Source organism: Caulobacter sp. AVps18, assembly GCF_058681425.1.
The window spans coordinates 2,886,990-2,909,257 of the sequence record NZ_CM178737.1; the positions used below are offsets into that span (position 1 = coordinate 2,886,990).

27 protein-coding genes and 1 tRNA gene are annotated in these 22,268 nt (G+C 64.3%); 19 read left to right on the forward strand and 9 right to left on the reverse strand.

Going from position 1 to position 22,268, the window contains the following annotated elements; genetic code table 11:
* The first annotated feature begins 28 nt into the window (after positions 1–28).
* The 4 genes from nrdR (at position 29) to thiL (ending at position 2,507) form a co-directional block, all read left to right on the forward strand.
* On the forward strand, positions 29–502 hold the full coding sequence (nrdR, locus tag ACW179_RS13225) for a transcriptional regulator NrdR (RefSeq protein ID WP_492059954.1): 474 nt from the start codon (positions 29–31) through the stop codon (positions 500–502).
* Between the two features lie 70 nt (positions 503–572).
* Complete coding sequence (gene ribH / locus ACW179_RS13230; protein ID WP_492059955.1) at positions 573–1,037, forward strand: 6,7-dimethyl-8-ribityllumazine synthase; 465 nt, start codon at positions 573–575, stop codon at positions 1,035–1,037.
* Complete coding sequence (gene nusB, locus ACW179_RS13235; protein WP_492059956.1) at positions 1,034–1,486, forward strand: transcription antitermination factor NusB; 453 nt, start codon at positions 1,034–1,036, stop codon at positions 1,484–1,486. Before ribH ends, nusB begins: the two co-directional genes overlap by 4 nt.
* Positions 1,446–2,507, forward strand: coding sequence for a thiamine-phosphate kinase (thiL, locus tag ACW179_RS13240; RefSeq protein ID WP_492059957.1), 1,062 nt, complete (start codon positions 1,446–1,448; stop codon positions 2,505–2,507). Before nusB ends, thiL begins: the two co-directional genes overlap by 41 nt.
* A 24-nt stretch (positions 2,508–2,531) precedes the next feature.
* Here thiL and ACW179_RS13245 read toward each other — a convergent pair.
* Positions 2,532–3,295, reverse strand: a protein-coding gene (locus tag ACW179_RS13245; RefSeq protein ID WP_492059466.1) for an IS5 family transposase whose coding sequence is annotated in 2 segments (ribosomal slippage) — positions 2,532–2,957 and positions 2,960–3,295 — 762 coding nt in all. Because the reading frame shifts where the segments join, the coding sequence is not laid out codon by codon here.
* Between the two features lie 235 nt (positions 3,296–3,530).
* Here ACW179_RS13245 and ACW179_RS13250 point away from each other — a divergent pair.
* A complete protein-coding gene (locus ACW179_RS13250; protein ID WP_492059958.1) occupies positions 3,531–4,028 on the forward strand; it encodes a hypothetical protein in 498 nt (165 codons plus the stop codon).
* Positions 4,029–4,256: 228 nt separating this feature from the next.
* A complete protein-coding gene (locus ACW179_RS13255) occupies positions 4,257–6,395 on the forward strand; it encodes a sodium-translocating pyrophosphatase (protein ID WP_492059959.1) in 2,139 nt (712 codons plus the stop codon).
* Positions 6,396–6,593: 198 nt separating this feature from the next.
* Here ACW179_RS13255 and ACW179_RS13260 read toward each other — a convergent pair whose 3' ends face one another.
* Positions 6,594–7,121: a response regulator gene (locus ACW179_RS13260; RefSeq protein WP_492059960.1), complete on the reverse strand. Its 528-nt coding sequence runs from the start codon at positions 7,119–7,121 to the stop codon at positions 6,594–6,596.
* A 268-nt stretch (positions 7,122–7,389) separates the two neighbouring features.
* Positions 7,390–7,878 (reverse strand): outer membrane protein assembly factor BamE, encoded by a 489-nt coding sequence (locus tag ACW179_RS13265; RefSeq protein ID WP_492059961.1) that lies wholly within the window; start codon positions 7,876–7,878, stop codon positions 7,390–7,392.
* A gap of 121 nt (positions 7,879–7,999) precedes the next feature.
* On the opposite strand from ACW179_RS13265, the gene ACW179_RS13270 reads away from it, so the two are divergent.
* The 7 genes from ACW179_RS13270 (at position 8,000) to ACW179_RS13300 (ending at position 12,281) form a co-directional block, all read left to right on the forward strand.
* The gene (locus tag ACW179_RS13270) at positions 8,000–8,530 is read left to right on the forward strand and encodes a ubiquinol-cytochrome C chaperone family protein (RefSeq protein WP_492059962.1); all 531 of its coding nucleotides are present in this window, start codon (positions 8,000–8,002) and stop codon (positions 8,528–8,530) included.
* On the forward strand, positions 8,515–9,054 hold the full coding sequence (locus tag ACW179_RS13275; protein WP_492059963.1) for a YceD family protein: 540 nt from the start codon (positions 8,515–8,517) through the stop codon (positions 9,052–9,054). Before ACW179_RS13270 ends, ACW179_RS13275 begins: the two co-directional genes overlap by 16 nt.
* Before the next feature lie 98 nt (positions 9,055–9,152).
* Positions 9,153–10,226: a phosphate acyltransferase PlsX gene (plsX, locus tag ACW179_RS13280; RefSeq protein WP_492059964.1), complete on the forward strand. Its 1,074-nt coding sequence runs from the start codon at positions 9,153–9,155 to the stop codon at positions 10,224–10,226.
* The gene (locus ACW179_RS13285; RefSeq protein ID WP_492059965.1) at positions 10,223–11,200 is read left to right on the forward strand and encodes a beta-ketoacyl-ACP synthase III; all 978 of its coding nucleotides are present in this window, start codon (positions 10,223–10,225) and stop codon (positions 11,198–11,200) included. The genes plsX and ACW179_RS13285 overlap by 4 nt, the downstream gene beginning before the upstream one ends.
* A gap of 199 nt (positions 11,201–11,399) precedes the next feature.
* Positions 11,400–11,702: an integration host factor subunit alpha gene (locus ACW179_RS13290; protein WP_035047822.1), complete on the forward strand. Its 303-nt coding sequence runs from the start codon at positions 11,400–11,402 to the stop codon at positions 11,700–11,702.
* A 13-nt stretch (positions 11,703–11,715) separates the two neighbouring features.
* Positions 11,716–12,132 carry a MerR family transcriptional regulator gene (locus ACW179_RS13295; RefSeq protein ID WP_492064312.1) on the forward strand — a complete coding sequence of 139 codons (417 nt, stop codon included), beginning with the start codon at positions 11,716–11,718 and terminating at the stop codon, positions 12,130–12,132.
* A 72-nt stretch (positions 12,133–12,204) separates the two neighbouring features.
* A tRNA-Pro gene (locus ACW179_RS13300) sits at positions 12,205–12,281 on the forward strand.
* A gap of 74 nt (positions 12,282–12,355) precedes the next feature.
* Here ACW179_RS13300 and ACW179_RS13305 read toward each other — a convergent pair.
* Positions 12,356–12,601, reverse strand: coding sequence for a DUF2842 domain-containing protein (locus ACW179_RS13305; protein ID WP_492059966.1), 246 nt, complete (start codon positions 12,599–12,601; stop codon positions 12,356–12,358).
* The gene (locus ACW179_RS13310) at positions 12,598–12,849 is read right to left on the reverse strand and encodes a GlsB/YeaQ/YmgE family stress response membrane protein (RefSeq protein WP_492059967.1); all 252 of its coding nucleotides are present in this window, start codon (positions 12,847–12,849) and stop codon (positions 12,598–12,600) included. Before ACW179_RS13310 ends, ACW179_RS13305 begins: the two co-directional genes overlap by 4 nt.
* A gap of 146 nt (positions 12,850–12,995) precedes the next feature.
* Here ACW179_RS13310 and ACW179_RS13315 point away from each other — a divergent pair, with 146 nt between their 5' ends.
* Positions 12,996–14,027 carry a COX15/CtaA family protein gene (locus ACW179_RS13315; protein WP_492059968.1) on the forward strand — a complete coding sequence of 344 codons (1,032 nt, stop codon included), beginning with the start codon at positions 12,996–12,998 and terminating at the stop codon, positions 14,025–14,027.
* Here ACW179_RS13315 and ACW179_RS13320 read toward each other — a convergent pair.
* Positions 14,024–15,427 carry an alkaline phosphatase PhoX gene (locus tag ACW179_RS13320; RefSeq protein WP_492059969.1) on the reverse strand — a complete coding sequence of 468 codons (1,404 nt, stop codon included), beginning with the start codon at positions 15,425–15,427 and terminating at the stop codon, positions 14,024–14,026. The two genes, ACW179_RS13315 and ACW179_RS13320, sit on opposite strands and share 4 nt — an antisense overlap.
* A 233-nt stretch (positions 15,428–15,660) precedes the next feature.
* On the opposite strand from ACW179_RS13320, the gene rplM reads away from it, so the two are divergent.
* From rplM to argC, 3 genes are all read left to right on the forward strand, one after another.
* Positions 15,661–16,134, forward strand: coding sequence for a 50S ribosomal protein L13 (gene rplM / locus ACW179_RS13325; protein WP_035047832.1), 474 nt, complete (start codon positions 15,661–15,663; stop codon positions 16,132–16,134).
* 3 nt (positions 16,135–16,137) lie between these two features.
* Complete coding sequence (gene rpsI / locus ACW179_RS13330; protein ID WP_062146811.1) at positions 16,138–16,611, forward strand: 30S ribosomal protein S9; 474 nt, start codon at positions 16,138–16,140, stop codon at positions 16,609–16,611.
* Between the two features lie 85 nt (positions 16,612–16,696).
* Positions 16,697–17,644 (forward strand): N-acetyl-gamma-glutamyl-phosphate reductase, encoded by a 948-nt coding sequence (argC, locus tag ACW179_RS13335; protein WP_492059970.1) that lies wholly within the window; start codon positions 16,697–16,699, stop codon positions 17,642–17,644.
* 13 nt (positions 17,645–17,657) lie between these two features.
* Here the strand turns inward: argC and ACW179_RS13340 are convergent, their stop codons facing one another.
* The 3 genes from ACW179_RS13340 to ACW179_RS13350 form a co-directional block, all read right to left on the reverse strand.
* Positions 17,658–18,044 carry a type II toxin-antitoxin system VapC family toxin gene (locus tag ACW179_RS13340; protein WP_492059971.1) on the reverse strand — a complete coding sequence of 129 codons (387 nt, stop codon included), beginning with the start codon at positions 18,042–18,044 and terminating at the stop codon, positions 17,658–17,660.
* Positions 18,041–18,292: an AbrB/MazE/SpoVT family DNA-binding domain-containing protein gene (locus ACW179_RS13345; protein ID WP_492059972.1), complete on the reverse strand. Its 252-nt coding sequence runs from the start codon at positions 18,290–18,292 to the stop codon at positions 18,041–18,043. Before ACW179_RS13345 ends, ACW179_RS13340 begins: the two co-directional genes overlap by 4 nt.
* A gap of 107 nt (positions 18,293–18,399) precedes the next feature.
* The gene (locus ACW179_RS13350) at positions 18,400–20,187 is read right to left on the reverse strand and encodes a class I poly(R)-hydroxyalkanoic acid synthase (RefSeq protein ID WP_492064313.1); all 1,788 of its coding nucleotides are present in this window, start codon (positions 20,185–20,187) and stop codon (positions 18,400–18,402) included.
* A 281-nt stretch (positions 20,188–20,468) separates the two neighbouring features.
* On the opposite strand from ACW179_RS13350, the gene ACW179_RS13355 reads away from it, so the two are divergent.
* Both ACW179_RS13355 and ACW179_RS13360 read left to right on the forward strand, forming a co-directional pair.
* Positions 20,469–20,912: a hypothetical protein gene (locus ACW179_RS13355; protein WP_492059973.1), complete on the forward strand. Its 444-nt coding sequence runs from the start codon at positions 20,469–20,471 to the stop codon at positions 20,910–20,912.
* A gap of 110 nt (positions 20,913–21,022) precedes the next feature.
* On the forward strand, positions 21,023–22,243 hold the full coding sequence (locus ACW179_RS13360; RefSeq protein ID WP_492059974.1) for an LL-diaminopimelate aminotransferase: 1,221 nt from the start codon (positions 21,023–21,025) through the stop codon (positions 22,241–22,243).
* The last annotated feature ends 25 nt before the right edge of the window (positions 22,244–22,268 follow it).

Here is a 22,268-nt window from a genome sequence, read left to right on the forward strand (position 1 = left end):
GCTGGATGAAGCCGGAGGGGGCTAGATCATGCGCTGCCCGTTCTGTGGCCACGCCGAGAGCCAGGTCAAGGACAGCCGCCCGTCAGAAGACGGTGCGGCCATCCGGCGCCGGCGCGCCTGTCCCGAATGCGGCGGCCGCTTCACCACGTTCGAGCGCGTTCAACTGCGCGAACTGACGATTCTCAAGCGGTCCGGGCGGCGTTCGCCGTTCGACCGCGAGAAGCTGGTGCGGTCGATCTCGCTGGCCATGCAGAAGCGTCCGGTGGACGCCGAGCGGATTGAGCGGATGATCAATGGCATCGTTCGTCAGCTGGAAAGCATGGGCGAAACCGAGCTTCCGTCGTCGACAGTCGGGGAAATGGTCATGAAGGCGCTGAAGGCGCTCGATGACGTGGCCTATGTCCGCTACGCCTCGGTTTATCGTGATTTCAAGGAAACTAGCGATTTCGCAAAGTTTTTGGGTGAAGAAGGTCTGAGCGACGTCGCCGAAGACGAGGCTTAGGCGCATTCTGTTTTGATGGGTCCTGAGTCTGTCGCCTTGCGGCCGGCGTCGGCCCGGGAGTTCGAGCTTGATGGTTGAAGACAAGATCCGCCTGCTGATCGTGGAGGGCCGAAGCTATTCGGGCATCTCCGACGAGCTGCTGCGCGGTGCCGCCCAGGCGATTGAGGCCTATGGGGCGGACTACGACGTGATCACAGTCTCCAGCGCCCTGCAGATTCCTGGCGCCGTGGCGCTGGCCGAAGAGGCGGGGCATCGGCCTGTGGGGATTCGCTATGACGGCTTTGTGGCCCTGGGCTGCGTGATCCGCGGCGAGACCTATCATTTCGAGATCGTCGCCAATGAAACCGCGCGCGGTCTGCAGGACCTCTGCATCGGCAAGCGCCTGGCCATCGGCTTTGGTGTGCTGACCGTCGACGAGGAACACCAGGCCTGGACCCGGGCGCGCGTCAGTGAGGGCGACCGGGGCGGTGCTGCGGCCAAGGCCTGCCTCGAAACCGTCGCCCTGAAGCGCCAGCTGCTGGGTCAGACCCGATGAGCAAGAACAACCGAATCCAGCCGCGTTCCGTGGCCCGTCTGGCGGCCGTGCAGGCGCTGTACCAGATGGAAGTTTCGGGCGTGGGCGTCGATGCGGTCGTCCGTGAGTTTTCCGAGCACCGTTTCGACCGTGACGTGGATGGCGAGCAGATGGCCGCCGCCGACGAGACGTTTTTCGCCGAACTGGCCAAGGGCGTCGTGGGGCATCAGTCGGAGATCGATCAGGCCATCGTCAAGCGCCTGGCCTCGGGCTGGCGCCTGGAGCGCCTGGACGCGACCGCGCGGGCGGTTCTGCGAGCCGGCGCCTTTGAGCTGATCCATCGCCGCGACGTTCCCACCGAGGTCGTCATCGACGAGTATGTCGAGATCGCCAAGTCGTTCTTCGAAGGACCGGAGGCCGGATTCATCAATGGCGCCCTCGACGCGATCGCCCGCGATGCACGAACCTGACGGCGACGACGACTGGTTCGCCGATGACGGCCCGTCGGAAACGGCGGCGCCGCCTGCCAATGAGTTCGACCATATCGCACGGCTGCTTCGCCCCCTGACCCGGGGCGATCCCGTGGCCCTGGACCTGCTGGACGACGCGGCGGTCCTGCCTTCTCGCCCTGGCTACGATCTGGTCATCACCAAGGATGCCATGGTCGCCGGTGTGCATTTCCTGGCGGGTGAGGATCTGGACGTAGTGGCCAAGCGGCTGCTGCGCACCAATCTTTCTGACCTCGCGGCCAAGGCGGCAGAGCCCTACGGCTATTTTCTGGCCGTGGGTTGGCCGTCTGGCACGACGGTCGAGGATCGCGAACTGTTCGCGCGTGGCCTGGCTGAAGATGGCGCGCTCTATGACATCAGCCTTCTGGGGGGTGACACCGTCTCCACCTCGGGTGCTTTGGTGGTGTCGGCCACCTTTCTGGGCTGGGCACCCAGCGGCGACGCGGTTTTGCGGCGCGGCGCGCGGGCCGGTGACCGCCTGATGGTCAGCGGCACGATCGGCGACGGCTGGCTTGGGCTGCTGGCGCACTGGGGCGAGGTCGAGGATCCTGACGGCGGCCTGGCGCGACGCTATCGTATGCCGCCCCCGCGGCTCAGCATTCGCGACGCGCTGCGGGCCTATGCCCGGGCCGCCGCCGACGTTTCCGATGGCCTGCTGGCCGATGCCGGCCATGTCGCCAAGGCCAGCGGCCTGCGGGTTAATGTCGATCTGGATCGATTGCCGCTGTCGCCGGGCGCGCGCAACTGGCTGGGCGCACAGCCTGAGGCCGGCGAGGCGCGCATGTCGCTGGCGTCAGGCGGCGACGACTATGAGATCGTCTGCGCCGTCGATCCCACTGACGTTGCCGCTTTTCAGGCCGCAGCCATGGCCAGCGGTGTTCCCGTGCGGGACATTGGCGAGTTCGTGGAAGGCGAGGGCGTCTGCGCACTCTTCAAGGGCAAGAACATCACCCCGGGTCGCCTGGGCTGGTTGCACGACTAGGCCCGCCCTAGGAGCTGTGGACACTTATCGCATCCAGAGTATTGCGGCAGCGAGGTGCAGGACGGCGAGGTAGTTTCTCGCCGTCTTCTCGAAGCGGGTGGCGACACGGCGGAACTGCTTGAGGCGACTGAAGCAGCACTCGACGAGGTGGCGCTGGGCGTAGAGGTGCGGGTCGAGCGTATATTTCTGAGCGCGTGAAGGATTGTTGGGGATGACGGCGACGGCGCCCTTGGCGGTGATCGCCTGACGCAGATGATCTGCATCGTAGGCGGTGTCGGCCATGACGACCTTGGCCGGCAAGCCTTCGATCAACGGACCCGCTTGAGGTGCGTCTCCCCGTTGCCCGGCCGTGAGAATGAACCGGACTGGTTGGCCCAGGCCTCGCACGGCCATGTGGACTTTGGTGCTCAGTCCGCCGCGCGAGCGTCCAAGGGCTTGATCTTCAGACCCCCCTTTTTGGCCCCGCTAGCGTGCTGGTGGGCGCGGACGATGGTGGAGTCTATGATCAGGTATTCGAAGTCTGGATCGCCCGACATCGCCTCGAAGATCCGCCGCCAGACGCCCTTCTGGCTCCAGCGACTGAACCGCCGGAAGGCGCTATTCCAATCGCCGAACACCTCGGGCAGATCGCGCCAGGGCGAGCCCGTCCTCACGATCCACAACACGCCCTCGACGAACATCCGGTTGTCGCGGCCGGTCGAGCCCTTCTGGTCAGGACGCCCGATGATCAGGCCAGACATCCGGTCCCAATCAGCGTCACTCAGCACCAAACGATCCATCACACCCAAGACCGCCTCCCAAAAGACAGTCTTGAATCACGCTTCGCACCCTTCGGGAATCCCTAGAGTCCACAGCTCCTAGAGCCCTTTTCACCCGCCCCTGATGGCTTCTCAGGGGCGGGTGAAAAGGGCTCTGAATCAAAAGTTTAGAGCATTTTTCGATCCGATAACCGTTTCACACCTATCGGAAAATGCTCTAGCCGCCGGTAGCGAAACCTCAAGGCTTGCGCTGTATTGAAGGCGCATGACCTCTTCCTTCGCCCTCACGCGTCGTGCCGCGCTCATCGCCATCCTGGTTGCCGTTTCGAGTCCCGCCTGGGCCAGTTCGGAAAAGAAGAAGGAAGGCGAGGCGCCTGCACCGGATCCTGTGGTCAAGATCCAGCCGTTCGCCGTGCCCATCGTCGAGAACGGCAGGCTGATCAACTATGTCTTCGTCAATCTTACCCTGAAGATGGCCCACGAGGTTCCGGTCACGGTATTTGCCGAGAAGGAACCGCTGCTACGCGACGCCATTGTCCGCGCCGCCCATCGCACCCCCTTCACGCGGTCCGACAGCTATGTCGAGGTCGATGCCGCCAAGTTGCAGGCGGCCGTGATGCGCGAGGCCGCCGCCTTGGTTGGCAAGGGCAAGATCGCCTCTGTCGAGATCACCAAGCAGATCCCCCGCAAGCAGGTTCCTCACCCCTCGGGCGTGCGCCGCACTGGTGCTCCCGCCGTAGCGGCCTCCGCCGCGCACCATTAGGTCTCCCGATGCGCGCCCCGACTGCTTGTGCGGGGCCGGGTTGCGCACCCCTGCGCCATTTGGCAGTGTTCTCCTCTTGGCGCCGACCGTGCGTCAGGAGGGAGCATCGAGGGGGCATGAGGTCATAAGACCCGCCCGTCGAACCGGACGGCCTCTTGAGCGATATCAAGGCGCCTGAACTGGAACGGCGACCCCCTCGTGATTGAAGCGCGAAGGGGCAATTTTCTGATGAGTCTTTGGCTTACACTGGCCATAGCGGCCGGGCTGCTGGCGGTGCTTTACGGCGCCGTGCAGACGGCCAGCTTGATGCGGGCATCGCCCGGCAATGCGAAGATGCAGGAGATCGCTGCGGCGATCCAGGAGGGCGCTCAGGCCTATCTGCGTCGGCAATATCTCACCATCGCCATCGTCGGCGCGGTCATTCTGGTGGGGGTCTATCTGTTGATCGGTCAGTGGGCCGCCGGCGGCTTCCTGGTGGGCGCGGTACTTTCAGGCGCAGCTGGCTTTGCAGGCATGCTGATCTCGGTCCGGGCCAACGTCCGAACCGCCCAGGCCTCATCCGAGAGCCTGGCCAAGGGCCTTTCGATGGCCTTCACCTCCGGCGCTGTCACCGGCATGCTGGTCGCCGGCTTCGCCCTCCTGGGCGTGGCGGGCTATTATGCGCTGCTGACCGTCGGCATGGGCTTTGAGGCGACCAGCCGTCCCGTGGTGGACGCCCTGGTGGCGCTGGGCTTCGGCGCCTCTCTGATTTCGATCTTTGCGCGTCTGGGCGGCGGCATCTTCACCAAGGGCGCCGACGTGGGCGGCGATCTGGTGGGCAAGGTTGAAGCCGGCATTCCGGAAGACGATCCCCGTAACGCTGCGACCATTGCCGACAATGTCGGCGACAATGTCGGCGACTGCGCCGGTATGGCTGCCGATCTGTTCGAGACCTATGCCGTGACCACGGTCGCCACCATGGTCCTGGCGGCGATCTTCTTCCGGGGCACCGAGGTGGTGACCTCGATGATGCTGCTGCCGCTGGCCATCTGCGCGGTGTGCATCGTCACCTCGATCGTCGGCGCGTTCTTTGTCCGCCTGGGCAAGAGCCAGAACATCATGGGCGCGCTCTACAAGGGCCTTATCGTCACCGGCCTGCTGTCGATCCCGGCCGTCTGGTACGTGATCCATCAACTGGTCCCGACCGCTGTCACCGTGAACGGCAAGACCTTTGACGCCGACAGCCTGTTCTATTGCGGGCTGGCGGGTCTGGCGGTTACCGCGCTGATCGTGATGATCACCGAGTACTACACCGGCACCAATTTCCGTCCGGTGAAGTCGGTGGCTCAAGCCTCGGTCTCAGGGCACGGCACCAACGTGATCCAGGGTCTGGCCATGTCGCTGGAATCCACAGCCCTGCCGGCCCTGACCATCATCGTCGGCATTGTGGTGACCTATAATCTGGCGGGCCTGTTCGGTATCGCCATCGCCACGACCACCATGCTGTCCCTGGCCGGCTTCATCGTCGCCCTGGACGCCTTTGGCCCGGTCACCGACAACGCCGGCGGCATCGCGGAAATGGCCGGCCTTCCGCCGGAAGTTCGCGTCACCACAGACGCTCTGGACGCCGTGGGCAACACCACCAAGGCCGTCACCAAGGGCTACGCCATCGGTTCGGCCGGCCTGGGCGCACTGGTGCTGTTCGCCGCCTATACCGAAGACCTGAAGTTCTTCTCGGCCAATGCGGCGCCGGGGAGCTTCTTCGAAGGCATGGGGCCAGTCACCTTCGACCTGTCCAATCCCTATGTGGTGGTCGGCCTGCTGTTTGGGGGGCTGCTGCCCTTCCTGTTCAGCGGCATGTCGATGACGGCCGTGGGGCGCGCCGCCGAGTCGGTGGTAGCCGAGGTGCGTCGCCAGTTCCGTGAGAACCCGGGGATCATGACCTATGAGGTCAAGCCGGAATACGGCAAAGCGGTCGACATCCTGACCAAGGCGGCGATCCGCGAAATGATCGTGCCGAGCCTCTTGCCGGTGGTTTCGCCGATTGTGCTGTTCTTCGTGATCAACGCCATTGCCGGCAAGGTGGATGCCTTCGCTTCGCTGGGCGCCATGCTGATGGGCGTGATCGTCACGGGTCTGTTTGTCGCCATCTCGATGACCAGCGGCGGCGGTGCCTGGGACAACGCCAAGAAGGTGATCGAGGAAGGCTTCACCGACAAGGACGGCGTCCTGCACAAGAAGGGTTCGGAGGCCCACAAGGCCGCTGTCACCGGCGACACCGTCGGGGACCCCTATAAGGACACCTCGGGTCCTGCCGTGAACCCGATGATCAAGATCACCAACATCGTGGCCCTGCTGCTTCTGGCGGTTCTGGCCCACGGCGGCTGATGATCGCCGGACGCTAATGCATGAAGCGCCCCGCAGAGCGATCTGCGGGGCGCTTTTCATTCAGAGCGGCTGGAGCGGATCTGCAAAGACGGCTTGCCCTGATGGCCCGCCTGGGACACCCGGTATGCTTCCGACTTGGATCGTGTTGATCTCGCGCTGCCTACGGCTCCGGTCTGGGCGTTGGCAGGACGGTGAAGGTCAGTAGACGTCTTCCGGATCGAAATCGTCGGATGTTGGAAATTTGCCGCGCCGTTCCAGGCCGGTGAACTCGTGATCGATACGACGACGGCGGCACGGTCCGAAATAGTCACCGACGCGCACGAACGGGCGGGGGTTGTTGATGACTTCGTTGATACGATGCATCACACCGCGCGCCGTAAGCGGTTTGGCCAGGAATTCGGTGACTCCCGCCATTCGGGCCTCGTTCAGCGAGCGCTGAGTTGCGTGGCCGGTGAGCATGATGATGGGCGTGAACGGCGCAGAGCTGGCGGACGACGTGCGGATCCAGCGGATGAACGCCAGTCCATCGACCGGTTGCATCATCAGGTCGGTGAAGATGATATCGATCTCGGTATTGGACATAACCTTCAGCGCGGTCAGTCCGTCTCCGGCCTCGTGAATCTTGCGCATACCGAACGACTTGAGCATCGCGCCAATGATCTTGCGCATGTTGTCGTTGTCATCGACGATGAGTACGGACAGCGCATTGAGATCCATGCCGTTCAAGAGTTGCCCCTAGCCTTGTAACGCGCACGCGGCCGTTGCGCCGGCCACCTTTAGTTGGGGCCAGTCTGCCGGATAGGTGGTTGATTAAGTGTTGCAAACCTTCGGGTCTGCCAAGTGATCAGGTGATCACTAAGCTTGGCTATCAGTGAACTCAGCGCGTCAAAATCATCGTGGGGTGGAGTCGAGCGGGTGCGGCCACGCGGGACGTGAAAAAGGGCCGCATCGATATTTGCGGCCCCTTAGCTTTCTATTACGAAACTTGTAACCGCTAGCGACGGTCGCCCGGGCGGGTGCCGGGCACGCCTTGGTCGTCCTGAGGCAGCATGCCGCCGCGGCCGACATTGCCCAGAAGCTGTTCCAGAATGGTCATCTCGCGGCCGCGCGTCGGCGTTTCGCGGCCGTTATAGGCGATGACCTTGCCGTCCTTCAGTGTGAAGGTGTTGACCGAAGCGACCTTTTCGTCGGCCGGATTGAACTTGATAGCCACGACATCGCGCTTGATCACGCGCGGCTTGTAGAAGGCCACCCGGTCGGTCGTCTGCGAGACATAGTACCAGGTGTTGGGGTCAAAGGTCGAAATAGTCGAGGGCGAGCCGAGCTTTTCCATCAGTGTGGACTTGCTGTCCTCACCAATCTTCATATCGGCCGGCTTGGCCTCAATGGCCTGAAAGCCGGAATAGCTCGTCAACGGCGTGCAGCCGGACACCACGGCGGACAGGCCGAGGGCGGCTGCGACGAAAACGGCAGGACGAAACATGCGGGCTCCGGGACCGGAAAAATGCTGGACTTTGACCTATCGTCCGCGGGGGCTTAGTTCAATGGCCCGCGTCGACCGGTTGCTCATCTACTTCCGGGTCGCGGCGAAATAGAGGCGTTGAATGATACTGGATCGGCTGCTGAAACCCAGGCCTGCCAAGGCGGCGGGAGGCAAGCTCTATGCGGGAGCCGTCGCCCAGGCGCGATCGGCGCCGCTTTACGTGACCATGGGCGTGCGCGACTCGCTTGAGGGGCGCTTCGAGCTCTTCACCTTGCACGTCGTCATCGTGCTCGAGCGTCTGAAGGGGCAGGGCGGCGTGGCCGAGGAAACCTCGCAGGCGGTTTTCGACGCCTATGTGCGCGGTCTGGACGACGCTTTCCGCGAAATCGGCGTCTCGGACAACGCTGTCGGCAAGAAGATGAAGAAGCTGGCCGGCGCCTTCTATGGTCGCTTGAAGGCCTTCGACGAGGCGGTTGCGTCGCTGCCTGATACGGCGGCCTTGTCGGACATGATCGCGCGCACGGCCCTCGAAGAGCGCGGCGAGGGCGACATCGACGGTCTGACGGCCTATGTGGTCGCCGCCCGGGAAAGCTTGGCCAGCCAGTCGCTGGACGCCCTGTTGCAAGGAGAGGCGCAATGGCCGAACCCGTAGAAACACCCTGGCCCTGCCAGGTCAGCCTGGGCCGCGTGGATCGGGGCGGCGTCAGCGTCCGGCTTGAGCCCGATGCGACGCAGCGCAAGGCGCTGGCGCGCCAGCTGGGCCTGGTTGCCATCGAAATGCTCGAAGCTGAGGTCTATCTGACATCTTGGCTGGATGGCGCGGAAGTGTCGGGCCTGATCCGGGCCCGTGTGGTGCAGACCTGCAGCGCGACGGCTGACGACTTCGAAGAGAAGATCGACGCGCGGTTCAAGATCCATGTGATTTCCGCTGACAGTCAGCAGGCTCCACAGGACGATGGCGGCGAATTGGCCCTGGACCCGGAGGCCGATGATCCGCCGGATGTGCTGGAAAGCGACATGATCGACGTGTCGGGTTATGTGGTCGAACACCTGGCGCTTGAGCTGGATCCGTTCCCGCGCAAGCCGGGCGCTGTGTTCGAGCCGCCGCAACCGACCGCCGAGATTTCGCCCTTTGCGGCGTTGAAGGCGTTGAAAACCAAGGGCGACGAGGACTGATCAGGTCCGACTCGCCACGCTAGCGTGATAGACACGCGGATGTATCGTCCGCCGCCTCTCTGGGGCGGTCGGATCGCCCAGGAGCTGACGGCGCCAAAGTGTCCCAATCCATAGTCATTTCCATCGACGCCATGGGCGGCGATCACGGCCCGTCCATCGTGGTTCCGGGCATTGCCCGGGCTGCGGCTGCCCAGCCAGGTGTCAGGTTCCTGCTGCACGGCGACGAGACACGGCTGAATGCAGAACTGGCAAAGGCACCGGCGGCGCGCGCCGTCTGCGAAGTCCGCCATACTGACAAGTTCATCGCCATGGACGAAAAGCCGGCCCAGGCCATGCGCCGGGGCAAGGGCTCAAGTCTGTGGAACGCGGTCGAATCGTTGCGCGCCGGCGAAGCCCAGGCCTGCGTCTCGGCCGGCAACACCGGCGCCCTGATGGCGATCTCCAAGCTGATCCTGCGGATGGGCGCCGATCTTGAGCGCCCCGCCATTGTCGCCAGCTGGCCCACGATGAAGGGCATTACGGCGGTGCTGGACGTCGGGGCCAATGTCGAAAGCGACGCGGCGCAACTGGTCGAGTTTGCGATCATGGGCGCGGCCTTCCACCACGCGGTACATGGCTCCAAGCGCCCCACGGTGGGCCTGCTGAATGTGGGTTCGGAAGACCAGAAGGGCCATGAGGAGGTACGCGAGGCGCACGCGATCCTGAAAGAGACCCAACTGGACTTCGACTATCGCGGATTCGTCGAAGGCACCGACATCGCCTATGGCACTGTCGATGTGGTGGTCACTGACGGCTTCACGGGCAATGTCGCGCTCAAGACGGCCGAGGGCTTGGCACGGTTTTTCTCCAACGAGATCAAGTCCACCCTGACCTCGGGGCCGCTGGCCATGTTGGGTGCCGTGATTGCCTCGGGAGCCCTGAAGAAGATGCGGGCACGGCTGGATCCGGGCCGGGTGAACGGCGGGCCGCTGCTTGGCCTCAATGGCATTGTGGTCAAGAGCCATGGCGGCGCCGACGCGAACGGCTTTGCTTCGGCGATCCGTGTGGCCGCCGACCTGGCGCGCAGCGACTTCACAGCCGAGATCGATCGAAACCTCAACCGCCTGACCGCCACGGCGGCCAGCACGGAAGACGCCGCGTCCGGCGTCGAGAGCCAGGGAGCCAGTGAGTGAGCGTCATCCGTAGCGCGGTCACCGGGGTCGGCGCCTATCTGCCGCCGAGGATCGTCACCAACACCGACCTGGCCGAGTTCGTCGACACCAGCGACGCGTGGATCGTCGAGCGCACCGGCATCCGGCAGCGCCATCAGGCCGCCGAAGACCAGGCAGTTTCCGACCTCGCCTTCGAGGCTGCCAAGTCGGCGCTGGAGGCGGCCGGCAAGACCGCCGCTGACGTTGACCTGATCATCGTGGCTACCACCACGCCTGACCTGACCTTTCCGGCAACCGCCACCATTGTTCAGCGCAAGCTGGGCGCTCCGGTCGGGATCGCCTTCGATATCCAGGCCGTCTGTTCAGGCTTTGTCTATGCGCTGAGCGTCGCTGACGGCTTTGTGGCGCGGGGGCACGCCAAGTGCGCCCTGGTGATCGGCGCGGAGACCATGACGCGCCTGATGGACTGGACTGACCGCGGTACCTGCGTCCTGTTCGGCGACGGTGCCGGCGCCGTGGTGGTCGAACCGCGTGAAGGGCAGGGCACCACCGCCGATCAGGGCCTGCTGAGCTTCGCCCTGCGCGCCGACGGCACCAAGCAGGAGCTGCTGTTCGTCGATGGCGGGCCTTCGACGACCGGTACCGTCGGCAAGCTTCGGATGCTGGGCAACCAGGTCTTCAAGCACGCGGTAATCAACATTTCCGAGGCGATCTGGGCCGCCGCCGCAAACGCCGGTGTCGAAATCGCCGACGTTGACTGGTTCATTCCTCACCAGGCCAACCAGCGGATCCTGCAAGGCGTGGCCAATCGCGTGGGGCTGGATGAGGACAAGGTCATCTCGACGGTGGCGATCCACGCCAATACCTCGGCGGCCTCGATTCCCCTGGCCTTTGCACACGGGGTGGCCGATGGCCGCATAAAGCCGGGACAACTGCTTTTGCTGGAGGCCATGGGGGGCGGACTGACCTGGGGCGCCTGCCTTCTGCGCCTCTAGCGAGCCTTGGCGCCTTGCCGGTGAGCGGGCGTGAAGTCTTGGCCTTGAGTCTTTGACTTCATGCGGTAATCGCGGCATGCAAGCGGGGCTAAACGTGAGCGTTCGCGAGGCGGGGGGCGACGACCTTCGCTTGAGTGAGACGAGTGTGTTCAATCTGGCGCGGTCCCTGGTGGCCCGGCCAAAGCGCGTGGGGGGCGTCATGAAGGGCGCGACATTGACCCGAGCCGACCTCTGCGAGGCGGTTCATGAAGAGGTTGGCCTGACCCGTCAGGACTGCGCAGGCCTTGTCGAGCGCACGCTCGACCTGGTGGCGGAGGCTCTGGAGACCGGCGAGACGGTCAAGCTCTCGGGCTTCGGCGTGTTTCAGGTTCGCGACAAGCGCGCCCGCATGGGGCGCAACCCCAAGACCGGCGAGCCGGCCGAGATCGAGCCCCGTCGCGTGATCGGTTTCCGCGCTTCGCAGGTCATGAAGGCGCGGATTGACCGCGCCCTGGGCGGCTAGGGCTCAAAGCGCGGTGGCGAAGGGACCCAACGCCTTCCGCACGATCTCCGAAGCCGCCGATGCGCTGGGCGTGCCGCAGCATGTGCTGCGCTTCTGGGAAACCAAATTCTCGTTCATTCGTCCGATGAAGCGGGCCGGAGGGCGGCGGTTCTATCGTCCGCAGGACGTCGCCGTGCTGAGCGGCGTCCGCGCCCTGCTGCATGGCGACGGCCTGAGTATCAAGGACGTGCAGCAATTGCATCGCGAGCAGGGCCTGGCCCCAGTGATCGCTGCAGGGGCGCCGGCGAGCGGGCAGGCCTGCGCAGTCCTTTCCAGCGATTCGCTTCCTGCGGCCGATCTGGGCGAGGCGCAGCGCCATCGTCTGGCTGACGCGCTCAATGAACTCCATGCCGTGAAGTCCCGTCTGGACGGGCTTTTGAACCGTCTTTGATGCCTAGTGAAATTCGCCCGGAATTCGGGTTGCGGAGCCCCGGAGCGGCGCCTATAAGAGCGCCTCTTCCGTCGGAGCGTGGCGCAGCCTGGTAGCGCACTTGACTGGGGGTCAAGGGGTCGCAGGTTCAAATCCTGTCGCTCCGACCATTTCCGCGAGGGAATAAACGGAAGAACGGAAAGGCCGCCCTACGGGGCGGCCTTTTTCGATTCTGGCCCGCTTGTCAGCGAATGACCGGCTTGTCGGCCTTGCCCATCCACGACATCAGCGGCATCAGCGGCAAACCCCAGCCCATGCCGACAACGACAAAATAGATCAGGTGGATGGCGCGGTTGTCGGGCAGGAAGTCGAAGAGGCTGGTTCCCGCCCAGATGTAGAGGGCCAGGAACACCATGATGCCGACGCCGCCGATCAGCTTGCGCAGTCTTGCTGGAATCATGGGGCGGGCGGGAATGAGGGGATCGCTCATGCAGGTCTCCGAACAAGGCCGAGCACGGCCAGGAACAGGACGGCGCCGACACTCGACACCAGTAGGCCGCCCCAGAAGCCGCTGAACGGCAATTGCAGGCGTTGGGCGATAAAGGTTCCGATGAACGAGCCGATCACGCCGATCAGCAGCTTGACGAAAAGGGAGTGACGGCGGGCCAGAGCGATATCCGCGATCCAGCCGGCCAGTATGCCGATGATCGCCGCCGCAAATACGCCCACTCCACTCATCAGAACCTCCTTCTGCCAAGGCCGGGCCTTGTCTCCAACCATCGCATGAACCCTTACGTACGTCATGGGGCATGGACGAGAAGCGCTGTCGGGAGTACCGCTTCGCCGCCCAACTTCGGCCCAGAACAGGCGCTCTTTCCGTCGTCATGACGTCATTCCTGCGTTCAGATCGCTCTCGCCCCGTCGCCATCTGGCTGTTTGCCGTGGCGTCGCTGGTTTTCGCCATGGTTGTGGTCGGAGGTGCGACGCGCCTGACCGACTCGGGCCTCTCCATTACCGAGTGGAAGCCGATCATGGGGGCCTTGCCGCCCCTGTCGGAGGCCGCCTGGCAGGCTAATTTCGAGCTCTACAAGCAGATACCGCAGTATCAACTGGTCAATGCCGGCATGACGCTGGAGGCTTACAAGACCATCTTCTGGTGGGAGTGGGGGCATAGGCTGCTAGGCCGCGTGGTCGGCGCAGCCTTCGCGATTCCCTTTGTCTTCTTCCTGATTCGGCGAATGATTCCCCGCCGGCTGATCTGGCGCTGCGCCGTGATGCTGGCCCTCGGCGGCCTACAGGGCGTTATCGGCTGGTGGATGGTGTCCAGCGGTCTCTCAGAGCGCGTGTCGGTCGCGCCTGAACGCCTGATGACCCATCTGGGTCTGGCTCTGGCCCTGTTCGTCGTGCTGATCTGGACCGCGCTGGACGCCTGGGCCGGCTCGCCCCGGATCGAAGAGCGCTCGCCTTGGCGCGGCTGGGCCTTGGGCTTTCTCGCTGCCGTGTTCTTTCAGAGCCTGTTGGGCGCCCTGGTGGCCGGCAACGATGCTGGGCTGGTCTATAACGACTGGCCCCTGATGAACGGAGCCTTTTTACCCGACGCCTATGTCGGCAATGGCTTTTGGGGCACGCTGGCCCACAGCCAGGGGGCTGTGCAACTGCATCACCGTCTGGTGGCCTATGCGCTCTTTGCGGCCGGGATCGCCGTGGGGGTGCTGACCCAGCGCGCGCGCCGCCTGCCGAGCGAGGCGCGGGCCCTGGGCCTGGGTGTGGCGATCGTGGTGACTCTGCAGGCGGCGTCCGGCATCTGGACTCTTATGGCGCACGTGCCGGTGTCGCTGGGCGTGCTGCACCAGGCTGGCGCCGCCGTGTTGCTGGCAGTCGCGACGGCCTTCGCCTGGCGCGTGCGGCGCCCTTAAAGCCTTGCTGTCGCCCACGGCCCCGTGATGGCCAGGGTGATGCCGGGCCACTGCACATTGACGAATAGCGTCTGGCCGTCTGGCGAGAAGCAGGCACCGGCGAACTCGGCGTTCCCCCGGAAGATGTTACGCGCCAGGGTGAAGACCTTGCCCTGTGGGGTGACCACCTTGATGTGGTTGGGCTTGGTCTCCGAATAGCGATCTTCGCACACCACGATATGGCCCAGGGGCGAGACGGTGATGTTGTCGGCATAGTCCAGAACGTTCTCGTTCTTGCTCTCGACGAACAGTTGAAGCCGCCCGGGCGCATCGGCCTCACCGGCCTGGCCCTCTTGGGCACTGGGAACGTAGCGGAAGATCTGGCCGGCACCGGCCGCGCCGCCTGAGGTCGCCGTGAAATAGAGTTCGTTCTGACCCCACCACAGGCCTTCGCCGCGCGCGAAGAAGGCGGCGCCCTTGGCGTGGCCGCGCAGGCGCAGATCGTCATAGGGGTTGTCGACGCCATCGACGTCGATCCAGCGCGCAGTCTTCCAGGTGCCCTGGGCAAACAGCTCAGCGCTTTCCTGATTGCGTGTGTCGGCGTCTGTCTCCTGGCCAACGAAGCCCAGCACCTGGAGCCGCCCGCCGGCCCCCAGGTTGCGACGGTCATTGGGCAGATAGCGGTAGAAGAGGCCGTCCTGGAGGTCTTCGGTCATGTAGACCACGCCCGTGCGTGGATCGATGCACGCCGCCTCATGCTTGAAGCGGCCCATGGCCTTCAGCGGATTGGGATCGACCAGGCCCTTGGCGGCGCTGGGCACTTCGAAGACGTAGCCGTGGTCCTTGCCGATCTCTAGGCCGGCGGTGAGGGTGGTTTCCTCGCAGGTCAGCCAAGAGCCCCAGGGCGTGATTCCGCCGGCGCAGTTCACCGCTGTGCCCACCAGGCTCAGATGCTGGCTGATCGTCTGACCGCTCCTGAGGTCATAGACCATCGTGGTCGTACCGCCGGGCAGGGGGAGACCCGTGTCGCTGAAGTCGTAGGCGCGGTCGCGAGGCAGGCGATCGGCCAGCCGTCCACCCAGGCCGAACGGCCCGTAGTCGAAGGCGCGCGGGCCAAGCTCGTGGTTGCGGACCAGGGCCACGCGGCCTTCGCCGAGATCGAAGCAGCCCATGCCGTCAAAGGCACCCGGAACCAGGAACCCGTCCCCCATGGTCTCGCCGGCCTGGCTGATCACCCGATAGGAAAAGCCTTGCGGCAATTCCAGCATGCCCTTGGGGTCGGGCTGCAGTGCGCCATAGCCCTCGACCTCGTTGAGGTAGGCGTCCACGACGCCGTCGTTGTCTTGGGCACGGGCATGGAGGCCCGTAAAGGCCAGAGTGGTGGCGGCCGAGGCGATGAAAGCGCGGCGTGAGACGGTCATGACGGGCACTCCAGACAATGCTCGCCCTATGCCTGCCTTCCGTGACGCTGCGATGACGATTGCTTTTGGGGTATTATGATACCGCATACCGGAAACCCTTGTACCATAAGGGTTTGTCGAGTTTTGTGCGGGCTCATTGTTGACAGGGGGGCAACCCTCGCGTATCAGCCGCCCCTCACGCGAACGGAGCCGCTTCTTTGGCTCTCGACGCACAAGGAATACGGATCAATCCCATGCAAAAGACCACGGCTTCTTTGAAGCCCGCCGAGGTCGAGAAGAAGTGGATCGTGGTCGACGCTCAAGACGCCGTTGTCGGTCGTCTGGCGACGTTCATCGCCATGCGTCTTCGCGGCAAGCATCGTCCCGACTACACCCCCAACGTTGACTGCGGCGACTTCGTCGTCGTGATCAACGCCGACAAGGTGAAGTTCACCGGCAAGAAGATGGACGACAAGATCTACTATCGCCACACCGGTCACCCGGGCGGCGTGAAGTCGACCACCCCGCGCAAGCTGCTGGAAGGCCGCTTCCCGGAACGCGTCCTCGAAAAGGCCGTCGAGCGCATGCTGCCCAAGGAGAGCCCGCTGGCTCGCAAGCAGCTGACGCATCTGCTCATCTACAACAACGGTGAGCACCCGCACCAAGCGCAGAGCCCGGAAGCGATCGATTTCGCTGCGCGCAACGCCAAAAACACCCGGAGCGCCTAAGTCATGTCCGAAGCTCAAGGCTTTGACGCGCTGGCCAGCCTGTCCAGCAACCCCGAAGCGGCCGCTCCGGCCGTCCAGAAGATCGACGCTCAAGGCCGCGCCTACGCGACCGGCAAGCGCAAGAACGCGATCGCTCGCGTCTGGATCAAGCCCGGCAAGGGCACCATCACCATCAACGGCCGCGACCAGGCGATCTACTTCGCTCGCCCGGTTCTGCGCATGATGATTGCTCAGCCTCTGCAGGTCACCGACCGCGAAGGCCAGTTCGACATCGTCGTCACCGTTGAAGGTTCGGGCCTGTCGGGCCAGGCCGGCGCCGTGCGCCACGGTCTGTCCAAGGCTCTGACCTACTATGAACCCGCGCTGCGTCCCGTCCTGAAGCCGCACGGCTTCCTGACGCGCGACAGCCGCGTGGTCGAGCGTAAGAAGTACGGCAAGGCCAAGGCCCGTCGTAGCTTCCAGTTCTCGAAGCGCTAAACGCGGTTCACCGTGTTTGGAAAAGGGCGCTTCGGGAAACCGAAGCGCCCTTTTTCTTGGTCTCTTGTCTGGTTGGGAGGTCGCGATGACCCCGAAGGTCTTCATCGATGGCGAAGTCGGCACCACGGGTCTGCAGATCCGCGAGCGCCTGATCGGCCGCAGCGATCTGCAATTGATCTCGATCGATCCCGACAAGCGCAAGGACCCCGTTGCGCGGGCAGCCATGCTCAACAGCGCCGACGCTGTGATCCTGTGCCTGCCCGACGAGGCTTCGAAGGAGGCCGTCAGTCTCATCGAGAACCCGAGCGTCAAGGTGATCGACGCCTCGACCGCCTATCGCACCGCGCCGGACTGGGCCTATGGCTTTGCCGAGCTGGACGGCGAGCAGCGCGGCAAGATTGTCGCTGCGACCCGCATTTCCAACCCCGGCTGCTACGCCACCGGCGCCATCGCCCTGGCGCGGCCTCTGGTCTCGGCGGGCATCCTGCCGCCCGATCTGCCGCTCTCGTTCAACGCCGTGTCGGGCTATACCGGCGGCGGCAAGGCAATGATCGCCGAGTTCGAGGACGAGGCTGCAGCCAACTTCACCAAGGTCCCTTACCGGATCTACGCCATGGGTCTTTCGCACAAGCATGTGCCCGAGATTCAGAAGCATGGCGGCCTGCTGACCCGGCCAATCTTCACCCCCGCCGTCGGCCGCTACGCCCAGGGCATGCTGGTGGAGTTGCCGTTGCATCTGGCCTCACTGAGTGACGGGCGGACGCTTCACGATATCCAGGCCGCCTTCGCCGCCCACTACGAGGGCGAGGCCTTTGTCGAAGTCGCCTCGCTGGACGAATGCCAGTCCATGACCACGCTGGACCCCGAGGGGCTGAACGGCACCAACCGCCTGAAGATCTTCGTGTTTGGTTCAGATGCAGGCGGTCAGGCGCGCCTGGTGGCTCTGCTCGACAACCTGGGCAAGGGTGCCTCGGGCGCGGCGGTTCAGAACCTGAATCTGGCGCTTGGTCTAGAGGAAGCGGCGGGTCTCTGATCCGTCGCCGGGCTCAAGGAAGCCCGGCGCGGCCGCGGCTGAGTGCAATGAGGGCGGTATCGAACGTCGCCAGGCGATCACACTTGGCGCGCTCCGCCTCGAACAGGATGCAGCCGTCAGCGAAGTCGCCGCCGTTTTCAAGCATGGTGACGCCAGCCTCAAAGGCGGGGCGGTCCACTTCGACTCCCTGAAGATCGACCAATCGCCTCAACGCTTGGGCCATGGCTGATGGTGGGTAGCGATAGGAGCGAGAAAGGACCCAAGCCGTTTCGCACAGGACGGGGATCGACAGGACGATCTGGTCTGCGGCTTCGATCAGATTGCGGGCGGCCACGGCCTGTCGTTCGTCATCGACGACCAGGAACCGCACCACAACATTGGTGTCGAGTGCGACCCTCATTCGCCGCAGGCGCCCGCCTCAATAGCCTCCTGCATTTCTTCAAGGGTGACGGTGCGTTGGCCGTCGCGCTTGAGAATCCCATAGACGCTGGAAAGGTCGCGCTTGCCTTCCACGGGGCGCAGTTCCACCCGTCCGTTGGGCAGCAGGCTGACATCCACCTTCTGGCCCGGACGCACGCCCAGATGATCCAGAAGTGACTTCTTCAGGGTGACTTGTCCCTTGGCGGTGATCAGAAGCTCGGTGGCCATGGCATCCTCGCTGGAAGCTCGCTGGCGTAAAGTAAGGCAATGGGTGCCTTACTGCAAGCTCACCCGGCCCAGCGGTGATGTCCCACCGCGCCATCCATGGCGCGCGATCATGTGTCCGAGCGCACCCGCACATAGCTGCCCGGCGCACTCTCTATCGGCTTAAGCGGTCCCTTTTCCGGGTCGCGCGCCGGAATGAGCTTGCCTGAGCGTTCCTTCAGCCAACCCGCCCAGTGCGGCCACCATGAGCCGGCATGCTCGGTGGCATCGGCCATCCAGCCCTCGACCGTGTCGGGCAAGTCGGCATTGGTCCAGTGCTGGTACTTTTTGGCGTCAGGGTGGTTGATCACACCGGCGATGTGCCCTGAGCCCGCCATGGTGAAGGTGACCGGACCGCCAAACGCCTTGGCACCGCGATAGACGCTGCGGAACGGTGCGATGTGGTCGTCCCTCGACGACTGCACATAGATCGGCGTCTTGACCTTTTTCAGATCCAGCGTCTCGCCGCCCAGCGACAGCAGGCCCTGGGTCAGGGCGTTGTCCTTGTAGAAATTACGCAGATAGAACATGTGCAGCGACTTGGGCATGCGGGTCTGGTCGGCGTTCCAGAACAGCAGGTCGAAGGGGCGCGGCTCCTTGCCCATCAGGTAGTTGCTGACGAAAAACGACCAGATCAGGTCGTTGCCGCGCAGGGCGTTGAAGGTGTCGGCCATCGACTGGCTGGGCAGGAAGCCGCCGGTCTGGTCCATCTGCTGCTCGATCGACTGCAGCCATTCCTCGTTGGTGAATAGCAGCAAGTCGCCGGCCTCGGCGAAATCCTGCTGGGCGGCAAAGAAGGTGGTCGAGTTGATCCGCTTGTCGCCGCGCGCCGCCATGTGGGCCAGGGCGCAGGACAGCAGGGTGCCGCCGATGCAGTAGCCGACGGTATTGACCTTATCGACGCCGGTTTGGGTCATCACCTGCTGGGTCGCGTCGTAAACGCCTTCCAGCATGTAGTCCTCGAAGGTCTTGGCGGCGAGGGCGGCGTCGGGATTGACCCAGGAAGCCACGAAAACCGTGAAACCCTGGCTGCTGAGCCAGCGGATCATCGAGTTTTCGGGCCGCAGGTCCATGATGTAGAACTTGTTGATCCACGGCGGGAAGATCAGTAGCGGGATCTCGTGAACCTGCTCGGTCGTCGCATCGAATTGCAGCAGTTGCAGGATGTCGTTCTGGTAGACGACCTTGCCCGGCGCCGTGGCGACGTTTTCGCCGACCTTGAACTTCTCCAGGTCGGTCTGGCTGATCGCCAGCTGGCCGCCGCCGCGTTCCAGGTCGGCGGCGAAGTTCTGCATGCCGCGCACCAGGCTCTCGCCATTGGTCTGCATCACCTCACGCAGCGCTGCCGGGTTGGAGATCAGGAAGTTCGACGGCGAGAAGGCGTCGGTGAGCATCTTGGTGAAGAACTCGACCCGGCGTTTGGTCGAGGGATCAACGCCTTCAACGCCAGAGACCAGGCTGTTGAGCCAGTTCGACGACAGCAGATAGGACTGCTTCATCATGTCGAACATCGGGTTTGAGACCCAGTCGGGGTCGTTGAAGCGTTTGTCGCCGCTGGCCGGGGCGACCACGGGGGTGGTCTCCTCTCCCGCTGCGCGACGTGCCGCCGACTGCCAGAGATCCATATAGCGGCCAAAGAGGTCCGCCTGGGCGCGCATCAGCTTGTCGGGCTGCGCTGCCAGGCGCGACATCACCTCGTTCATCGCCGGAGCCACGTGGAAGGGGTCCGGTGTCAGGGCGGCCGGCCTGTCGGCCTGGCGCAGCGCCGCTTCGGCGATGGCACCCTGAGCGGTGACCGCGGCTCGGGCCAGATTGGCCGACAGTGTTTCCAGCATGTGTCGCTGGTCGGGCGACACCATGGCCTCGAAATTGGGGATCTGGGACGGCGCTGGGGCGGCCTCGGGCTTGCCGACTGATTCGCGCAGCGGCTTGGGCGCAATTTCCGCGACCGGCGGGGCAGGGGACTTCTTGGGCTTGGCGGAGGCGGGTTTTGCCTTGGTGGCCGCCGGTTTACGCGGCTTCGAGGGTGTTTTCGCCGTCGCCATGCTGGTTCCTCCCGCGTGTTTATTCCGGTTCGGCTCGCAACCTGCCGCTCACGGCCTTTCGCTTGCCGTGATCATCGCATAAGACCAGAGACAAGATGAACGGCGAAACAGGCAAAATCGTACGCCTCGGCGTGCTTATCGGTCTCACGGCCATGAGCGTGACCGGCTGCGCCTTGCCGTTCTCGAGTGCGACGGTCGATCCGGCCTCGCCAGTGGCCGATGCGACCCGGGCCGCAGCCCAGCGTCGCGGCGTTCGCCCGACCTTTGCCGACATCCCCGCCGTGCCCACCGACGTACGCGCTGCTGAAGGCTTCAAGGCCGCCGTGACCACCGAACAGGCCGCCGGTGATGCGGTTCGCCGCAAGGCCGCCTCGGGCCTGTTCACGCTGTCAGACACCGAAGCCTTTGCCGCCCGCGCCCGCGCGGCCGCCAAGGCACCAGACTTCGGCGCGCCCACCGCAGCGGACCGCGCGGACACCGAAGCCTTTGCAAAGGCCGCGCGCGGCCGAGCTACCGCGCCTCCGTCCCAGCCCCAATAGGGCGACGGAGGCATAATCATCCTTGAACTGGCTTGGCGTGGCCCCGCTTGGGGTCTATCCATGCCCGACTTTTGCTCCCGACGCGCCGGAGCGGCGCATAGAGCCCCAAAATGACCACCGACTTTCATCGTATCCGTCGCCTGCCGCCCTACGTCTTTGAAGAGGTCAACAAGATCAAGGCGCGCCTGCGCGCCGAGGGGACCGATATCATCGACTTCGGCATGGGCAATCCTGACATGCCGACGCCCCCGCACATCGTCGACAAGCTGATCGAGACGGCCCGCGACCCCAAGGCTGGCCGCTATTCGGCGTCCAAGGGTATCCCGGGTCTGCGCAAGGCCATGGCCAGCTACTACGACCGTCGCTTCGGCGTGAAGCTGAACCCCGATACCGAGGTAATCGCCACCCTCGGCTCCAAGGAAGGCTTCGCCAATCTCGCCCAGGCCCTGACAGCGCCTGGCGATGTGATCATCTGCCCCAATCCCGCCTATCCGATCCACGCCTTCGGTTTCATCATGGCCGGCGGCGTGATCCGCCACGTGCCGGCCCTCTCGCCAGAGGACTATCTGTCCAACATCAGTCGTGCGGTGAAGCACTCGGCGCCGCCGCCCACGGTACTGATCCTGTCCTACCCGTCGAACCCGACCGCCCAGTGGGTGGACCTGGAGTTCTACAAGGACGCCATTGCGCTTGCGAAAAAGCACGACCTGCTGGTCATCAGCGACGTGGCCTATGGCGAGATCTATTTCGACAACAACCCGCCGCCGTCGGTGCTGCAGGTCGAGGGTGCCAAGGATATCGCCGTCGAGGTCAATTCGCTGTCCAAGACCTATGCCATGGCCGGCTGGCGCGTCGGCATGGTGGTCGGCAACGCCCGCATCTGCGCCGCCCTGGCCCGTGTGAAGTCCTATCTGGACTACGGTGCCTATACGCCTGTTCAGGTGGCGGCGGCGGCCGCGCTGAACGGTCCGCAGGACTGCGTCGACGAAATCCGCGCCATCTACAAGGGCCGGCGCGACACTCTCGTGTCGTCGATGAAGCGCGCGGGGTGGGACATTCCCAGTCCGCCGGCTTCGATGTTCGCCTGGGCAAAGATTCCGCCGGCTTTCGAGTCGGCCGGTTCGATGCAGTTCTCGCGCCTGTTGATCGAAGAGGCCGGGGTCGCCGTAGCCCCCGGCATCGGCTTTGGCGAGTATGGTGAGGGCTATGTCCGCATCGGCCTGGTGGAAAACGAGCACCGCATCAAGCAGGCGGCCCGCAACGTGAAAAAGTTCATCGCCAACGCCGACTCCATCCTGGCCAAGGCCCACAATACGGTCGAACGCGCCTGACCCGGCGGCCCGGCTGATCTCCAAA

Bases quoted from the DNA above. Each gene is read 5' to 3' on its own strand.
- nrdR (WP_492059954.1), top strand. From the start codon at position 29: ATGCGCTGCCCGTTCTGTGGCCACGCCGAGAGCCAGGTCAAGGACAGC.
- ribH (WP_492059955.1), top strand. From the start codon at position 573: ATGGTTGAAGACAAGATCCGCCTGCTGATCGTGGAGGGCCGAAGCTAT.
- nusB (WP_492059956.1), top strand. From the start codon at position 1,034: ATGAGCAAGAACAACCGAATCCAGCCGCGTTCCGTGGCCCGTCTGGCG.
- thiL (WP_492059957.1), top strand. From the start codon at position 1,446: ATGGCGCCCTCGACGCGATCGCCCGCGATGCACGAACCTGACGGCGAC.
- ACW179_RS13250 (WP_492059958.1), top strand. From the start codon at position 3,531: ATGACCTCTTCCTTCGCCCTCACGCGTCGTGCCGCGCTCATCGCCATC.
- ACW179_RS13255 (WP_492059959.1), top strand. From the start codon at position 4,257: ATGAGTCTTTGGCTTACACTGGCCATAGCGGCCGGGCTGCTGGCGGTG.
- ACW179_RS13265 (WP_492059961.1), bottom strand. From the start codon at position 7,878: ATGTTTCGTCCTGCCGTTTTCGTCGCAGCCGCCCTCGGCCTGTCCGCC.
- ACW179_RS13270 (WP_492059962.1), top strand. From the start codon at position 8,000: ATGATACTGGATCGGCTGCTGAAACCCAGGCCTGCCAAGGCGGCGGGA.
- ACW179_RS13275 (WP_492059963.1), top strand. From the start codon at position 8,515: ATGGCCGAACCCGTAGAAACACCCTGGCCCTGCCAGGTCAGCCTGGGC.
- ACW179_RS13290 (WP_035047822.1), top strand. From the start codon at position 11,400: ATGAAGGGCGCGACATTGACCCGAGCCGACCTCTGCGAGGCGGTTCAT.
- ACW179_RS13305 (WP_492059966.1), bottom strand. From the start codon at position 12,601: ATGAGCGATCCCCTCATTCCCGCCCGCCCCATGATTCCAGCAAGACTG.
- ACW179_RS13310 (WP_492059967.1), bottom strand. From the start codon at position 12,849: ATGAGTGGAGTGGGCGTATTTGCGGCGGCGATCATCGGCATACTGGCC.
- ACW179_RS13315 (WP_492059968.1), top strand. From the start codon at position 12,996: ATGACGTCATTCCTGCGTTCAGATCGCTCTCGCCCCGTCGCCATCTGG.
- ACW179_RS13320 (WP_492059969.1), bottom strand. From the start codon at position 15,427: ATGACCGTCTCACGCCGCGCTTTCATCGCCTCGGCCGCCACCACTCTG.
- rplM (WP_035047832.1), top strand. From the start codon at position 15,661: ATGCAAAAGACCACGGCTTCTTTGAAGCCCGCCGAGGTCGAGAAGAAG.
- rpsI (WP_062146811.1), top strand. From the start codon at position 16,138: ATGTCCGAAGCTCAAGGCTTTGACGCGCTGGCCAGCCTGTCCAGCAAC.
- argC (WP_492059970.1), top strand. From the start codon at position 16,697: ATGACCCCGAAGGTCTTCATCGATGGCGAAGTCGGCACCACGGGTCTG.
- ACW179_RS13340 (WP_492059971.1), bottom strand. From the start codon at position 18,044: ATGAGGGTCGCACTCGACACCAATGTTGTGGTGCGGTTCCTGGTCGTC.
- ACW179_RS13345 (WP_492059972.1), bottom strand. From the start codon at position 18,292: ATGGCCACCGAGCTTCTGATCACCGCCAAGGGACAAGTCACCCTGAAG.
- ACW179_RS13350 (WP_492064313.1), bottom strand. From the start codon at position 20,187: ATGGTGTCGCCCGACCAGCGACACATGCTGGAAACACTGTCGGCCAAT.
- ACW179_RS13355 (WP_492059973.1), top strand. From the start codon at position 20,469: ATGAACGGCGAAACAGGCAAAATCGTACGCCTCGGCGTGCTTATCGGT.
- ACW179_RS13360 (WP_492059974.1), top strand. From the start codon at position 21,023: ATGACCACCGACTTTCATCGTATCCGTCGCCTGCCGCCCTACGTCTTT.